We start from the raw sequence: 14,036 nt of genomic DNA, 5'->3' as shown, positions 1-14,036 counted from the left end.
GTAAGCACGTGGTGAACTCACCTTGCGTTGCAAGGTGAGTTTGTGTTTTGGATTTTCAGAGGACTAACGGAAGGTATTGCCGGCGTACGGCAGCAGCTCATTCAACCGCCGGTTCGGCCACGACGGCAACCGCGTCAGTACATCACGCAACCAGGCATACGGCTCCAAACCGTTCAGCTTTGCCGTCTCCAGCAGACTCAGGATATTCGCCATTCGCTGACCCGCTCGCAGACTGCCTGCGAAGAGCCAGTTCTTGCGCCCAACCGCCACCGGACGTATCACGTTCTCCGCCCGGTTGTTGTCTATCGGTACCCGACCATCCTCCAGATAGACCAGTAACGCCGCCCATCGCTTCAACGTATAGTCGATGGCCTTGCGTATCCCCGAGTTTGGTGCCGTCTTCTGCTGCTTCACCTGTAACCAGCTTTCGAACGCCTTCAACCGCGGTTTGGCATAACGGTGTCGCCATCGTCGTCGTTGTTCTGCCGGGCGCTGCTTTATCCGTCGCTCCAGGTTGTACAGCTCGCGGATAGTGGCCAGGGCGATTTCTGCCACCGGACTGCCGTTCGCCTTGTGCTGGTCGAAGAACTTCCGACGCACATGCGCCCAGCAGCCGGCTTCCTTCACGCTACCTTCGTCGAACAGCGCCCGGTAACCGGCATAGCCGTCCACGACCAACGTACCCTGCCAGCTATCCAGCATCGCGCTGGCATAGGTGCCACTGCGGCCCGGCTGGCAGTCATACAGCACCACCGCCCTGTCTGCCCCGGCGGCGCTGACGTAGGCCCACAGATACCCCTTCTGGCTGTGACCTTTTTCGGGATTGAGCAACAGTAACGGTGTCTCATCCGCCTGCAGTACCGCTTGCTGCAGCAGGTCCTGCCGCAGGGCGTCGGCCAGTGGCTTCAGTGCCGCCCCCACCGCACCGAACCAACCAGCCAGCGTGCTGCAGGGAATATCGATACCGTGACGCAGGTAGATTTTCTGCTGACGGTATAGCGGCAGATGGTCACTGCATTTGGCTACGGTGACCTGGGCCAACAACCCCGGACCGGGCTGGCCTTTTTCGATAAGCTGAGGCGGTAAGGGAACGGTATGGACGGTTTCACAGCAGGGACAGCTGTAGTGCGGGCGCACCGTGCGATGCACCACCACCCGAGCCGGAATGTACTCCAGCCGTTCGCTCACCTCATCACGCAGGGGGCGCAGGGCGTGCCCGCAGTCGGGGCAGTCATGACTGCTCAGGTCAAGACGGACCGTTTCACGGGATAACTCTGGCGGCAATGGCTGGCGTTTGGGCGGTGTGCCAGGGAGCGCCTTGCCTGCCGGTAACACCGCCGCCAACTGCTGTTCCAGGTCGGCGGTGTCGGCATCGACATCCTCTTCCGCCAGGCTCCGCTGTTCGCCCTGGAAGGCTTCACTCTTGCGGCCGAAGCGCCAGCGACGGCCGGCCTTCAGCGCGTCTTCCAGGGCCTGGATGTAGTGAGCCTGAGCTTCGAGCAGGGCCAGAGCCCGGACACGTAACTCATGGGGATCTTGTGTGGTAAACAGCGCGTCGATATCCATATCAGCAGCTTGACATAACGGACGGTGATAATCACGTCATATCATGACGTTAACGTTTAACGTCTCAGGTTTCCCAGCCCGGCAGGTCAAGCCCCTCAACCTGTTGCCAGTCTACCCCCTTGGTCAGCCAGGCGAACTGCTCTGCCGTCAGCGGCCAGGCGGTATCCCCGGGGCGGGGCCAGGTGAAGTGGCCCTGATGCAACCGGCGGGTGCACAGCCAGACGCCGTGCTTGTCCCACTGCAACACTTTGATGCGTGAGCGTGCCTTGTTGCAGAAAACCACCGCGGTTCCCGGCGGTAAGGGCGAGGGCAAGTGTTCATCGGCCAGCCGGGTCAGGGTATCAATACCCCGGCGCATATCGGTCGGCTCACGGGCCAGCCAGATGGCATGAGGCATTAGCATAGGTTGAGCTCCGCCATGATGGCCGGCAACTGGCTGGGCTGGCAGGTGATGGAGCACCGTTTTAAATTCAGGGTAATGGCGGGCATATGCGGGTCTATGTTGGGGAGGGATAGCGGTGCCTCTTCAGGGGCAACAGTCACCGGAATAAAAGGGGGTTCAGCGGCCGGTGACGTTGGGATTTTGGTCCACTTGCCGACCCAGTTGCAAAAGGTTTTGACATTGAGATGGTGTTGCAGGCTGTACTGAGTGCGGGACAGGCCGCTGAATTGCCAGTCGGCGACATGTTGCTGCTGTTGTTGGAGGGTATGGCGAGATTTTGGCATGGGGGAACCTGCGTAGTGAACATGAGGTTCAAGCGTGCCGAGTCGCACAAGGATTAACAATGTGAGTTCACCGCGTGCTTACAGAAAGCCACGAAAAATAGTCATAAAGCGTTTCCGCATGGCTCTTCCAGGTTGCTGAACTTGCGGTATAAGCGTTCTCCATAGCCAGCCAGAGAAGATAGTTGGTAGCCACCTCGACAATTTCCATGTCGTTGTTGCAGAGAAATGGAATGCCAGGACAAGGTTTACCCTTGTAGATGAAATCAGCTGTTGTATAGAAGAGTTTCAAGCTCCGCTCCTTTTCAGAAAGAGAACAAGTCAGGCTATCTAAACATGAACAATTGAGTTCAACCGGAGTGGGGGAGCAGCATCTTCGGCTCCGGCAGGTTCTGGTGAATTTACAAACAGAAAACGGCGTGTAACGGCAAACTTATCATAGATAGCATTTCTGAAGTCGACCATTACTCAAACTTTTAAATGCTGTCTCAAAAGACCGCTCCTGACTGTATCAGGATAAGTAAGAGTGGTCGAAAACAATCAATTAGCAGTAACAACGGGAGGGTTACAGTTCACGACAAGGTGATCGTCGTGGATGGCGTGACGACAGAAACGGGAAGCTTTAATTTCAGCCGATCGGCACATCGCGCCAACTCAGAAAATGTGGTGGTGCTGCGCGACATGCCGGAAGTGGCCAAACAGTACCTGGTTCACTGGCAATCCCGTTGGGCGCAGGGCCAGGACTGGCAGTCGACTTACTAAGAAAGGAAATCGGATGGCAATGTTCGATCCGCACAGCGGAAAACTACAGCAGGTACGCGAGGTAGTGCGCTTCACCCCCCTGCAGCAGGACGTACTGAAATTTTTGGCATTGGTGTTGATGGTTGTCGATCACGCCAACCGCGCGCTGGGGCTAAATGAGCCGGTTCTGCTGCTGCTGGGGCGGGGAGCATTTCCGCTGTTCGCCTTGCTGTGGGGGTACAACCTGGCGTCGCGGCCTGTCCGGCAGACGCAGGCGACTCGGCTGTGGATATGGGCTGTGGTTGCGCAGCCGGGCTATTGGCTGGTGATGCGTCATGACGGGCTGGCATTTACCGATCCGAATATTTTGTTCCTGTTCGCTGCCGTGACACAGGCGCTGGCCGTGGCGTCGTTGCCGATGCGCAAGGGCGCACCTAACCCGGTATTGGCCGGCGGCGTTTTGCTGGCGCTGTGGTGGGCGTATGGCGCCACAGACGGCAGTTACGGTACTGCCGGCGTTCTGTTGCTGTTGGCCAGTTATGGGCTGTGCGTTTCCCTGCCGGGGTACGTGACGGCCGTCTGGCCGGTGCGCGGGCTGGCGATCGTGGCCTGGCCGCTCTTGGTGCTGATGCTCAATGCCGAGCTGGGCGGCACGATGATGCTGGCCGGCCTGCTGCTGCCGGCAGTGCTCATCCTGGGGACGCTGCCTCTGGCGACGCCGTTCAATCAACGGCGACTGTTGCCGCGGGGGTTTTTCTTGTACGGCTATGTAGGGCACTTGTTGTTGCTGGCGTTGCTCGCCTGGTTGGTTCGTTAAGACGGTAAAAAAATCGATGATGCAGATCTCAGTATGTAGGGCAATATCCGCCAATATCATATGTTCTGGACAGAAAAGATCGCTTTGAAGCTGCTAAGCCAAGGTTTTTGTAGTAGTCTCTGCTAAATGATCCTTTTTAGATCCTTGGGGAGGCTGAAATGACACAAGCCGCAAGCGTAGTAACTTCCTCATCGAGAACGAAACGTTCCTATCGTAAGGGGAGTCCGTTGAGCGCCGCTGAACGGCAGCAAATCTCTCTGGAACGGAAGAAAAGCACACACAAAGAAGTCCGTGTTTTTGTTAGAGACTCACTCAAGCATCAACTTCAAAGCATGTGTGAACGAGAAGGTATTACACAGGCCGAAATGATTGAGCGATTGATTGAAATGGAGTCGACAAGACACATTTGAAATGCAACGACATCACATTCTTGATCGTTGTAGCCGTGAGTGCTAGATTACTGATCGTTTAGCAGAATTTTTGGTTGGCCACGCCGCAAGGTGGCAGGGAAGTGGGTCTGGAGGTTGTTACCAGAACACTGAAAAGCAAAAACCCCGATAATCTTCTCTATCTTGGCGGACGGGAAAGATTAACGGGGCTCACTTAAAACTGTATAGAAGCGTTGCTCTATGCAGGGAGTATAGTTTTATGCCTTTTAAAGGTCAACTCCTTCGGCGCAACATAAGCGCAGGGCTACTTGAATAGCCAATTTGCGAATGTTGAGCACCACATCAATGAATCCCGTGGCTCCCGGCGTGGCGAGGCTAATGCGCTTCGGCGTGGGCAACAAAAAATTCATCGTCGCTATACGCCAAATCTGTGCTGCCGGGTGCCAAAGGGCATGGCAAGCAAAGTAGTTGCCCGCATGAGCAACCACGACTGGCGGCGTAATGATGATCTGATCGAGTTGCGCCGGCAGGGCTACATCCCGTATACCCAACGCAATAACCCGGACTACCGTCCCAAACCGATGCGCATTGCCGCGCGGTCGGAGAGCCGTGAGGCGCTGACGGTGCTTTCTTTGGTGCTGGGCGCTAACTGCGACTACAACCCAGACAGCGACTACCCGTTCGAGATCATGCTGCCGTTCGAGGACGTGGCCAAGGCCATGGGGGTGCTGCACGTCTACGAAAGCGGCCGCAAAGCCTATGATGTGGCGTTGCACGCGCTGTCGGTGCTCGAGCAGTTGGACTATCTCATCGTGTCGCGCGGGCAGGATACCGACACCGGTCAGAACAAGCCGCTGCGCATCTGGCTGACGGAGAACTTCTTCACCAGCCGCGGCATCCAGGTGGACGAAATTCGCCAGTGGTTGAACCAGTACCGGCTGTGGGCGATTAAAAACGGCCTGACCGAAACGCTCAGGCAAAAATACGAGCGCCACCTGGTGCGCATCGCGCATCTGGGGATCGACATCGAGCGCAAGCACTCGCTGAAGAACCGGCTGAAAAAGATTCGGCGGTGGGTGGTGAGTCCCGACCTGCAAAACCTTAAGCGCGGCGCGGAACAGGCGATTGGCAACGAACTGGCCAGGCGGCAGCAGAACGAGCAGCGATTGGATACGCTGCTGGATGACACCGCCGCCGGCATCAAAAAGCTGGCCGCAGCCCGTCGCCAGAAGCAGAACGGCTTTTATCAGGCCTGGGTGCAGTGGACGATGGGCAGCTCGCCGCTGAAGGCGATGGAGCTGGAAAATACGCTCAAACGTGAACAGCCTGGACTGCTGAACAGCGATCCAGAGGCATTCTACCGGCTGCTGCTGGAGCGTGCTGGCGCCATTCCAACCTAATTTTCCGAACATTGCTTGCTTTACCCTGCCTGACCCGCGGGGATTTTGTGCTGCCTGTTTCCCGCCGCTGATGCCTGGTTGGCCATTGATCCGGCCTGTTTCGGCAGATGCCGGCATGATTTTCGCGACCGCCGACGTCGATCGGGGACGCAGCCAATAGCGATCGACGAGGAATAACCCTTTAACTTCGACATTAACTTCGTAATCTGCATTAACTTCGAAAAGGTACTCAGTAATATGCTTAATTTCGAAGGTTGTTTCTGAACAAATTAAGCCCTTTAAAAAGGGAGTAACTCAGCGCACCGGCTAACGCCGGGTGCTGTTGAGTACGTCCCTCGCTTCGCTCGGGCAAAAAACAACATCGCCCTTAACATCCCAATCACACTCAGCAAAATCTAAAGTAGCTCCTGCAGCAACAGCTGCAGGCAGAAGACTCTGCACGCAAGCAAGAACCTTCGAAATTTCTCAGCTAACCGAACTCAACAACCTCAGCACCACAATCCTCCTACCACCACTGAAAAGCGCCCCCGCCCCGGCCCAAAGGGCCGGAACAGAGTCGCTTTTAACAATGAATGTTATAACTAGAAATCAAATTGCTGTCAGAGGTGTTGCTGACAGTTCTTCATACACGCCCGTAAGCGGCCCTAACGGCCCGCTAACGCGGAGATACGCCCCGACTGCGGCTACGCCTTGTCGTGACCACTCCGACGGCGCACACAAAGATATACGTCGCATTCAGCGGAACTAGTCTTACAGGGCGAGGGATGAGATAGGCGATGCCTATCAGACCTGGGCGGCTTCGCCGCGCGGCCGGCGACCCTGACCTGATGGCGTTCTTATGCCGCTCAGCTGTCGCCTCCATGCGCTGACGCGCATTGTTTACTTCTTGCAAATTACAAATTATTATTGAATCTCAATAAATATTATTGGAGTTGCTATGACTGCTAATCGAACAATCACAGCACCATTGCCGGCTGAGATGGCAAAAAAGGTAGACGTTTGGGCTGAAAAGAACGGTCGAACACGGTCATGGCTGGTCAGAGAAGCTGTAGGGCAGTTTCTGGCCCGCGAGGCCCAACGCGATGTTTTGATTCAAGAAGCACTCGTTGCTGTTGACCTTGGACAGGTTATTTCACACGAAGACATGGTAGCCTGGGCAGCATCATTGGGGACTGATAATCAACAGCTTCCTCCTGAGCCACGGAAATGATATTTGAATGGACTGTTCCGGCCAGGGATGATGTGATACGTCTCTATAATTTTTTAGCCAAAAAAAATGAGCCTGCTGCTGCTAAAGTTGTGCGCTCTTTAGTTGATGCCCCCACGACGTTGTTATTAAATCCACGTCGCGGAGAAATCGTTGTCGACTATGAACCCCGCGAAGTTCGTCGATGCATTGTAGGCAGTTACGAAATGCATTACGAATTGAAAGGAGACTCACTAATAATATTGCGTATATGGCACCAGCGTGAAGAACGGTTGTGACAGGGATTTGTTGAACAAATCTAACTTTTGCTTAGTTGAAGGATCAGAGCACGAATCCTCCCGACAACACAGTGCATTCATGGTTAGGAATCTATGGCCACTCCCGTTTTTGCAACACCGATATTGAAGGGGTTCTACGCCGGAACCCCAGGTTTTTTCGTTCATGGTTAGGAAACTCAATCGCCTCTTTTTGAGTTTCCTAACCATGAATCGGGGCAAGAAAGAGCCGTATGTAGTGGGGCCTTTTTACGGTAATACGAATAAAATGCCTGTTTTGCCGTATTTTTAAGCTAAAACCCTTTTTTCAGGCGCACTTATCCAGGGAAGGCGTCTGAAGCCATCGTTTTTTATCCATCCGCTGCAGCCTGTCAGAGAGCATTTTGGTGGCGTGTTCACCCGCCACAGCGCCGGCAAAACGCAACCGGCCCTTGCAGAGGATGCACTGGTACGGATCAGTGCCCAGGAAGCCCTTCATCAGCACCGCGAACCCCGGCTTCTGCGGTTTTTCCCGTACCGTCATCGCCAGCGCGTCGTAGACCTTCGGCAGCAGCGAGCCCCGCTTGCGGTTGGCCAAAAAACCGTAGTACCGCACCATTTTAAAATGCCGCGCCGGAATATGGCTGACGTAACGCTGCAGCATCTCCTCCTGGCTGATTTTTTGGCGTTTGTGCTGCTGCGTGCGGTGGTCGTAATACTGATGCACCACGGCACCGCCGCGATAGTGGCGCAGCTGAGAAGCGGCCACCGGCGAGCGCTTCAGATAACGGCCCAGGTATTTCACGCTGCGCCAGGCCCCGCGGGTCTTTTTGGCAAAATGCACTTTCCAGGCGCGGCGATATTGCGCATGCAGATAGCGGTGCCACCGATCTTCATTACGGATATGGCCGAAGCCCGGCAGGCCTCCGGGGTTAATTTGCGCGTAGTTGTCGCGCAGCAGGTAAATGACGGCGTTGCGCCAGATTTGCTCTACCTCTTTCTTTTTAAAGAACAACTGCCGCCAGGTGCCGTGTTTGATGTCGAGGCCGCCGCGGGTGACAGAGACGTGGATATGCGGGTGCTGATTGAGCTGCCGGCCGTAGGTGTGCAGCGCACAAAAAATGCCGACTTCAATACCCTGCTGGCGCGCCCAGCGGAGCATGGCGCGGGTGGCGCAGCGGAACAGGTCGTTGAGCAGGGGCCAGTTGTTGTTGAAGAACGGCCACAGCAGGTGCGGCATGGTAAACGTAATGTGCTGCCAGTCGCAGTCGGGCAGGATGTGCTGCTGCTCGGCGATCCATTGCTCGGTGGCCTTGAAGCCACAGCTGCTACAAGCTTTGGACTTGCAGCTCTGGCAGAAGAAACGGGCATGGGTGCAATCCGGTGAGGCACAGCAGTAGCGGCGTACGCCCATGGCGCAGGTGCCGCAGGCGAGCATACGTTCGACGGCGAGTTTGGTCCAGTCGCTGAGGGTGTCGCCGTGTTTGTCAAGATAGCGGCTCCAGCCATCATCGTGCTGGAACAACAGCTTTGCCGGTCGCGGAATATACATGGTGCAGAGTCTACAGGGAGGCAGGGACAGGAAAAGGGCGTTGGCGCCAGCCGGCTCACGTCGCAGGCGTGCTCATTTTATGTCGGTGTCAGCGCGACGGTGGGGCATGCACCACCGTGCGAGCCGCCGTGCCGTCAGGCGGCACCGGCGTTGATGTGGGGCTGGGGCTTAAAGACGGTTGAGGCAGCAACGCTGCCGTGCTCGCCCCGCAGGGGCGCTACGTTCTATCTTTCCCCGCAACATTACTTTTTTGAGGGGGGAATTGACCCTATTTTTAACCAGGGGCCTTGAAAGAGGTCAATATCTGGTCTAGAACAAATGTAATCCAGATTTATTATTCCCCCGGTTGTTCCTACTATCGGGCCCAAAGGACTGAAGTATTTTCAGTCTCATCGTGCTGCACCCAGTCTTGCTGGACTCAGGCCTACCTTGGCAGATATCGGATACCGTAAATATTCATTCCATTAACAGACTGAAAAACATCGTGTACCAGGAAGGAGTAGGTAATGAGTGATAGTGAGCTGGCAATGTTTGTATGGAAAAATAAATATCAGGGGATAAACACAAAAACGGGCATCATGGATGTATCCATTGCAGATACCTGGCAACGTGTCGTCGACCATGTTTTCCCGGAGGGCGAAGAAGAAGATGAGTGTAAAAGAAAGGCGCTACTGGATGCATTGAATACATACAAGCTTTTGCCCGGAGGTAGGATCTTGGCCGGTTCGGGTACGCCTGGCATACGTACGCTCGTCAATACATTTGTTATCGACCGCTTGAATGGTTGTCCACACAATACGCTTAATAATCTGGACATGTCTGCCAGAACGATGCGAGCCGGGGGAGGAATTGGATGTAATTTATCCGACATTCCGCCGCGCGGCTCCCCTTTGCCTGGCGGAGGGGTATCTCCGGGTATTTTGGCGGTCATGCAACTCTGGAATGAAATGTGCGCGTCTGTGATGAGTAGCGGAGCACAACGTGGGGCTATGATGATGGTTATTGACTGTACGCATCCTGAGCTTCTTGAGTTCATTGACGCCAAGCAGGCGCAAGGTCGGCTGGCTTACATGAATATATCGGTATTGATTAGTGATGTGTTCATGGAAAGTCAGCAAACCGATAGTGAATGGACACTTGAATTTAATGGGGTCCCATATCGCAAAATAAAAGCACGAGAGCTCTGGAACAGAATTTTACAGCGCGCTTATGAAGGTGCAGAACCTGGGGTTATTTTTATTGACAAGATCCTTGATAATAATAATCTTGGTAGAGGGGAAGATATAGTTGCAACCAATTCATGCGCGGAGCAACCTTTGCCTAAACATGGTTCAGCAGCATTGGCTTCGATAAATTTTGCAAAACTTGTCAACCTCCCCTTTACTTCAGGAGCTAATATCGATATCTCAGAACTGAGGAAACTGGTTCGGCTTGGTGTATTGTTTCTTGAAAATGTGGTTGACGTAACCCATTACCCTTTTGAGTGTCAACGTCTACAGGCTTTGCATACCCGACGTATCGGGTTAGGGCTGACTGGGCTCGGGGATGCGTTGTCTATGTGCAACGTTCGTTATGGATCACCTGAAAGTCTGAGTCTAATAGAACGTTGGATGAACGAATTTACAGCGGCTGCGTACGAGGCATCTTGTGAGTTGTCCCAAGAAAAGGGGGCATGTATGGCCTTTGATTATGCGACTTTTTCTCTGACCAAAATGGCACAACAGCTACCCGAACAAATTATAAAAAACATCCGCCAGTATGGCCTTCGCCATGGCAGTATCACTACTATCGCGCCCACTGGCTCTATTTCTATCTTGGCGGGTAATGTTTCCTCAGGGATAGAACCGACTTTTGCCCATCGGGTACAGCGTATTGTTCGTGATGCTGAAGGACGGGAAAATACATTAATCACATGCAGCTATTCCAGTCAGCGCTATCACCACCTTCACGGTGATACTGGCCCTCTGCCGGATTTTATGGTCACGGCTTCAGAAATATCCCCCTATGAACATCTTGTCGTACAGGCAACGGTACAACGTTTCATTGATGCAGGCATATCCAAGACGGTCAATTTTCCCGTAGCCACAACCTTTGAAGACTTCATGATTACATATGATCTTGCGTTTGGTCTTGGTTGTAAATCCGTATCTGGCTATGTCCCCAACGTCTTACGCGGCAGTATTCTCAGATCCCTTGATCTACCTGATGAGAGCCAAAAACATGAACGAAACTAAGTGGAATGAAGCGGTAGGGAATATTGTCACCGGACTTGCTGCCGAAAATGCTGACGTGGCAACCGTATGCCGTTGTCTCCGGTGTCTGGAGCATATTTCAGAAGGTTGGCACCCTCAATTGATCAATATCCTGATTAAACGTCAAATATCTGTATTAGTAAAGTGTGAGTCAAAAATAAAATGAATAGACCCGGACGATATCAACATTATAAAGGCAAAACCTACGTGGTTATAGGGGTTGCATTACATACCGAAACGAAAGAGTATTTCGTTGTTTATTATGCAGAGCATGGCCTTCTCTACAGTAAGGATGAATGCAGTGAAAAGTATTTTGTCAGGCCGTTAGATATGTTTAATGAGGAAGTGCTACACAATGGTATTTACACCCCCCGATTCCGCTTTATTGAAGATGGCGATGGACCTAATGAATGAAAACTTGAATACCTCCGAATAAAAATATCCGGAACAGTAAACTGCGCGGCCCTCTCGAGGCGATGCGGTAGTCGCCAGAATATACGCGAATTGAGTAAATGCGTCTGTCCCGTAGTAGACTCCAGCTCTGGGCAGCCCCCACAAGCTTCCATAGCAACGATCATTTGAGCTTTTTGAGCCAGATGGTAAAGAAACCGGGCGCGGGTGAGCTTGATTTTCTCGGCAGGTTTTCCATGATCGCTGATAATGAAGAGATAAAAATTTGTTTTAGCAGGCCAATCCTGTTCATTTCAGTGCAGACATTCTATTAGTTTTGGTTGAATATTATCCATTATGGCATGCATATCTTGAAGGAGAGGGAAGGTCATCTCATCGCTTACTCAAAAAGAAGCCTGTCACACAGGTTGGAAACACTAATTTTATCACCTTCGTTTAAGGCGGGTTTAATCTGGGCAGTTTGAATCTCGGGAGGAAAGTGGGGTGTCGCTAAAGTTTGCTGTCGGAATAACGGGGTTTGGGGAGTAGCGGAATCAAAAACGCGGTTAAGTGGTCATTTAAAACGACCAATAATTGAGAGGTCAATTTACATCGCAGATTGCCTTTTTTTAGCCACTTCTTTTACGATGGCCAAATTACCTATACTTAAATGAGCTATTGAAATTTATGAAAGACAATGTGAAATACGAGTTTCATCACTTTGGCATTCCTGTTCAGGATGGTAAGGAATGCGGTATTTTCAGTGAAAAGACCGGGATGTACACAACTGACAATCCTGGTCGTTTCCGGGTGCAATGGCACCGTTTCACTGATAATTCACCATTACATCCTTTAATCAAAACGGTTCCACATGTTGCATTCAAGGTTGACTGCCTGGCTGAAGCAATAAAAGGTGAGGACATACTTCTTGGACCGTATGAACCCATTGATGATTATTTTGTTGCGATAATCAATGATACAGGTGTTCCCATTGAACTGATTCAGACTTCACTGACAGATGAGGAGCTGTGGCTGCGAGCAAGAACCGGGAAAGGAAGCCTGTACCGTGAAGGTTCTGAGCAATGAAAATCGCTCGCACCATGCTGGCCAACGGCCTCGATCGCGAGGCGGTGATGACGATGACCGGGCTGACCGCTGAAGACCTGGCGCAGATCCGCCACTAATCTTTTGCGTCGAGGGGCAGGGCCGCCATTGACTGATAACACCGTATCCGTTACCCCGGCCTCCCCCTCAGCGCTCAGCCATCTGGCGTTCTGCGCCCTGGTGGCCCGGGTACGGGTGCGCCAGGATGGCGTCGTGTCAACACCCTATGCGGAAAAGCTGTTTCTTGTTCGCGCGCTGGCCACTGCCCAAAAGCAAAGGCGTGTTTACCGGCGCGGGGCGATTGATATTCAGTGGATGCCGGCGCGTGGCCGAAATACGGCCTGGTCCTATTGTGGCGCTCCTGCAGCGGCAAGCGGGCGGAACAGCCCGATTGCGTTCGGCTGACCGATGCGACCAACACCCTGAAAGATCAGGGCTGGAACAATGATGTGATGGGGACATGGGAGTGGGTAGCCGACGCGACGCCGGACAACCAGACGGTCGCGCTGGCGCCTGCGCCGCTGTGCGCCCTGCCAAACCGGTAAAAAGGAAACGCCGATGACAATGACCGATTTTCGCCGAATGGCGGCAAAAATGGCGCAACACATGCAACTGTTGGACGCGCAAGGCGTCACGGAGCCACACCAGGTGATTAACTGCATGATGGGCTATACCCCTGAACTGCATCAGATTTGGACAGGCGCCACGGAGAAAGAGCTGACGGCATTAACCCGGGATTTTACCGTTACGCCCTCATCATGGAAACCGCGTTCGAGTACGAGAGCCAGACGTCATCCCGATCTTATGACGGCATGCCTGAATTCTCTGCAACACATAAACACATCATGGCGCAGATCCTCACCACGGCCGCAACGCTGGAACGGGGATACCTCGCTTATCAGGGGCATGCCCTGACGGTGTTTGATGAACACATCATCCAGCTGGATCAGCCGTTCACAGTATGGCAGGCCTGCGTAGAAGACTTCAGAAAAGGACTGAAAGCCGATGAGCATATCACCCCCCTGCAGCGGGACTACGTGCATGCGGGGCTGACGCAGCTTACCGATCGGCTCAGGGATCTCCAGACAAAAATTCATCGGCACAAAAAATGACGTCGGTGCAAAGAGCCCGGCAAATGCCGCCTCGTTTGTCACGTTAGCGACAACGTATTGGCCTGTGGGGGCTGCGACCTGGGTTGACTCAGCCGGCGGGGATATCGCCCGCCCGTGCCCTTATCCGCCGGCGCCCACGCCGGCCCCGGCCGCCAAAGCGGCCGCGCAGATCCCGTCATCACTTGCCCCCACCCAACAGGCCGTTTTGTCACCGGCCGTCTTGATAACCTTGTTGTTCTACCCGGCAACATTTTGCCGGTGTCCCGCCGGGAGCCCCCGGGCCGCGTGGCACGGATAGCGGTTGTCGCGCGCGCATCCACAGCCCATAATCCCCCCTGCAATCATCATCATGCTAATCATACCTTGGGAGGTAACGACCGTGAGTCAGCGAAAATACCTGACACAGACGGAAGTGGGGCGTCTGCTCGAATCGGCAAAACGACAGAAGGGCAACCCGGAACGGGACTACTGCCTGATATACATGAGCTTCGTGCACGGCTTTCGCGTCACCGAAGCCTGCCGCCTGCGC

Annotated in this window: 15 protein-coding genes and 3 pseudogenes; 13 read left to right on the top strand and 5 right to left on the bottom strand. The window is 53.7% G+C overall.

Annotation, left to right across the window (positions count from 1 at the left end; genetic code table 11):
- Window positions 1–63: 63 nt before the first annotated feature.
- From tnpC to ADK28_RS29195, 4 genes are all read right to left on the bottom strand, one after another.
- On the bottom strand, window positions 64–1,566 hold the full coding sequence (gene tnpC / locus ADK28_RS29205; RefSeq protein ID WP_048795398.1) for an IS66 family transposase: 1,503 nt from the start codon (window positions 1,564–1,566) through the stop codon (window positions 64–66).
- Window positions 1,567–1,630: 64 nt separating this feature from the next.
- Window positions 1,631–1,969, bottom strand: a complete 339-nt coding sequence (tnpB, locus tag ADK28_RS29200; RefSeq protein WP_048795397.1) for an IS66 family insertion sequence element accessory protein TnpB — start codon at window positions 1,967–1,969, stop codon at window positions 1,631–1,633.
- Complete coding sequence (gene tnpA / locus ADK28_RS31995; RefSeq protein ID WP_049191698.1) at window positions 1,963–2,292, bottom strand: IS66 family insertion sequence element accessory protein TnpA; 330 nt, start codon at window positions 2,290–2,292, stop codon at window positions 1,963–1,965. The genes tnpB and tnpA overlap by 7 nt, the downstream gene beginning before the upstream one ends.
- 67 nt (window positions 2,293–2,359) lie before the next feature.
- Window positions 2,360–2,581, bottom strand: coding sequence for a hypothetical protein (locus ADK28_RS29195; RefSeq protein WP_048797472.1), 222 nt, complete (start codon window positions 2,579–2,581; stop codon window positions 2,360–2,362).
- 281 nt (window positions 2,582–2,862) lie between these two features.
- Between ADK28_RS29195 and ADK28_RS33360 the strand changes: the two are divergent.
- From ADK28_RS33360 to ADK28_RS30905, 6 genes and pseudogenes are all read left to right on the top strand, one after another.
- Window positions 2,863–3,051: pseudogene (locus tag ADK28_RS33360) on the top strand (phospholipase D-like domain-containing protein); the annotation flags it as partial.
- A 13-nt stretch (window positions 3,052–3,064) separates the two neighbouring features.
- Complete coding sequence (locus tag ADK28_RS29185) at window positions 3,065–3,847, top strand: TraX family protein (protein WP_048797471.1); 783 nt, start codon at window positions 3,065–3,067, stop codon at window positions 3,845–3,847.
- Between the two features lie 158 nt (window positions 3,848–4,005).
- Window positions 4,006–4,257 carry a replication regulatory protein RepA gene (gene repA / locus ADK28_RS30925; RefSeq protein WP_071532852.1) on the top strand — a complete coding sequence of 84 codons (252 nt, stop codon included), beginning with the start codon at window positions 4,006–4,008 and terminating at the stop codon, window positions 4,255–4,257.
- A gap of 431 nt (window positions 4,258–4,688) precedes the next feature.
- On the top strand, window positions 4,689–5,636 hold the full coding sequence (locus ADK28_RS29180) for a hypothetical protein (RefSeq protein ID WP_048797470.1): 948 nt from the start codon (window positions 4,689–4,691) through the stop codon (window positions 5,634–5,636).
- Between the two features lie 937 nt (window positions 5,637–6,573).
- Window positions 6,574–6,846, top strand: a complete 273-nt coding sequence (locus tag ADK28_RS30910; protein ID WP_075202190.1) for a CopG family ribbon-helix-helix protein — start codon at window positions 6,574–6,576, stop codon at window positions 6,844–6,846.
- On the top strand, window positions 6,843–7,121 hold the full coding sequence (locus tag ADK28_RS30905; protein ID WP_075202189.1) for a type II toxin-antitoxin system RelE/ParE family toxin: 279 nt from the start codon (window positions 6,843–6,845) through the stop codon (window positions 7,119–7,121). Before ADK28_RS30910 ends, ADK28_RS30905 begins: the two co-directional genes overlap by 4 nt.
- Window positions 7,122–7,425: 304 nt before the next feature.
- Here ADK28_RS30905 and ADK28_RS29175 read toward each other — a convergent pair whose 3' ends face one another.
- On the bottom strand, window positions 7,426–8,649 hold the full coding sequence (locus ADK28_RS29175; protein ID WP_048797469.1) for an IS91 family transposase: 1,224 nt from the start codon (window positions 8,647–8,649) through the stop codon (window positions 7,426–7,428).
- A gap of 506 nt (window positions 8,650–9,155) precedes the next feature.
- Between ADK28_RS29175 and ADK28_RS29170 the strand changes: the two genes are divergently transcribed.
- The 7 genes and pseudogenes from ADK28_RS29170 to ADK28_RS33270 form a co-directional block, all read left to right on the top strand.
- Window positions 9,156–10,883, top strand: a complete 1,728-nt coding sequence (locus ADK28_RS29170; protein ID WP_048797468.1) for an adenosylcobalamin-dependent ribonucleoside-diphosphate reductase — start codon at window positions 9,156–9,158, stop codon at window positions 10,881–10,883.
- 180 nt (window positions 10,884–11,063) lie between these two features.
- Window positions 11,064–11,315: a DUF1653 domain-containing protein gene (locus tag ADK28_RS33490; protein WP_075202188.1), complete on the top strand. Its 252-nt coding sequence runs from the start codon at window positions 11,064–11,066 to the stop codon at window positions 11,313–11,315.
- A 663-nt stretch (window positions 11,316–11,978) separates the two neighbouring features.
- A complete protein-coding gene (locus tag ADK28_RS33580; RefSeq protein WP_048797466.1) occupies window positions 11,979–12,377 on the top strand; it encodes a hypothetical protein in 399 nt (132 codons plus the stop codon).
- Window positions 12,374–12,475 (top strand): annotated as a pseudogene (locus tag ADK28_RS31990) (ISNCY family transposase); the annotation flags it as partial. The gene ADK28_RS33580 and the pseudogene ADK28_RS31990, both read left to right, overlap by 4 nt.
- Before the next feature lie 270 nt (window positions 12,476–12,745).
- The gene (locus ADK28_RS32360; RefSeq protein ID WP_161802741.1) at window positions 12,746–12,940 is read left to right on the top strand and encodes a hypothetical protein; all 195 of its coding nucleotides are present in this window, start codon (window positions 12,746–12,748) and stop codon (window positions 12,938–12,940) included.
- Between the two features lie 213 nt (window positions 12,941–13,153).
- Window positions 13,154–13,507: a hypothetical protein gene (locus tag ADK28_RS32620; protein WP_187181805.1), complete on the top strand. Its 354-nt coding sequence runs from the start codon at window positions 13,154–13,156 to the stop codon at window positions 13,505–13,507.
- Window positions 13,508–13,886: 379 nt separating this feature from the next.
- Window positions 13,887–14,036, top strand: a pseudogene (locus ADK28_RS33270) (DNA recombinase); the annotation flags it as partial.

This window comes from Serratia sp. 506_PEND, assembly GCF_001076875.1.
Taxonomy (GTDB): Bacteria; Pseudomonadota; Gammaproteobacteria; order Enterobacterales; family Enterobacteriaceae; genus Serratia; species Serratia marcescens.
This window is presented reverse-complemented; position numbering and strand designations above follow the sequence as displayed.

What these genes read in the sequence shown, in the direction of transcription:
- tnpA (WP_049191698.1), bottom strand. Translation starts at nt 2,292, where the DNA reads ATGCCAAAATCTCGCCATACCCTCCAACAACAGCAGCAACATGTCGCC.
- ADK28_RS32620 (WP_187181805.1), top strand. Translation starts at nt 13,154, where the DNA reads ATGGAAACCGCGTTCGAGTACGAGAGCCAGACGTCATCCCGATCTTAT.
- ADK28_RS33490 (WP_075202188.1), top strand. Translation starts at nt 11,064, where the DNA reads ATGAATAGACCCGGACGATATCAACATTATAAAGGCAAAACCTACGTG.
- tnpB (WP_048795397.1), bottom strand. Translation starts at nt 1,969, where the DNA reads ATGCTAATGCCTCATGCCATCTGGCTGGCCCGTGAGCCGACCGATATG.
- ADK28_RS29170 (WP_048797468.1), top strand. Translation starts at nt 9,156, where the DNA reads ATGAGTGATAGTGAGCTGGCAATGTTTGTATGGAAAAATAAATATCAG.
- ADK28_RS29175 (WP_048797469.1), bottom strand. Translation starts at nt 8,649, where the DNA reads ATGTATATTCCGCGACCGGCAAAGCTGTTGTTCCAGCACGATGATGGC.
- ADK28_RS29185 (WP_048797471.1), top strand. Translation starts at nt 3,065, where the DNA reads ATGGCAATGTTCGATCCGCACAGCGGAAAACTACAGCAGGTACGCGAG.
- repA (WP_071532852.1), top strand. Translation starts at nt 4,006, where the DNA reads ATGACACAAGCCGCAAGCGTAGTAACTTCCTCATCGAGAACGAAACGT.
- ADK28_RS33580 (WP_048797466.1), top strand. Translation starts at nt 11,979, where the DNA reads ATGAAAGACAATGTGAAATACGAGTTTCATCACTTTGGCATTCCTGTT.
- ADK28_RS29180 (WP_048797470.1), top strand. Translation starts at nt 4,689, where the DNA reads ATGGCAAGCAAAGTAGTTGCCCGCATGAGCAACCACGACTGGCGGCGT.
- ADK28_RS30905 (WP_075202189.1), top strand. Translation starts at nt 6,843, where the DNA reads ATGATATTTGAATGGACTGTTCCGGCCAGGGATGATGTGATACGTCTC.
- tnpC (WP_048795398.1), bottom strand. Translation starts at nt 1,566, where the DNA reads ATGGATATCGACGCGCTGTTTACCACACAAGATCCCCATGAGTTACGT.
- ADK28_RS30910 (WP_075202190.1), top strand. Translation starts at nt 6,574, where the DNA reads ATGACTGCTAATCGAACAATCACAGCACCATTGCCGGCTGAGATGGCA.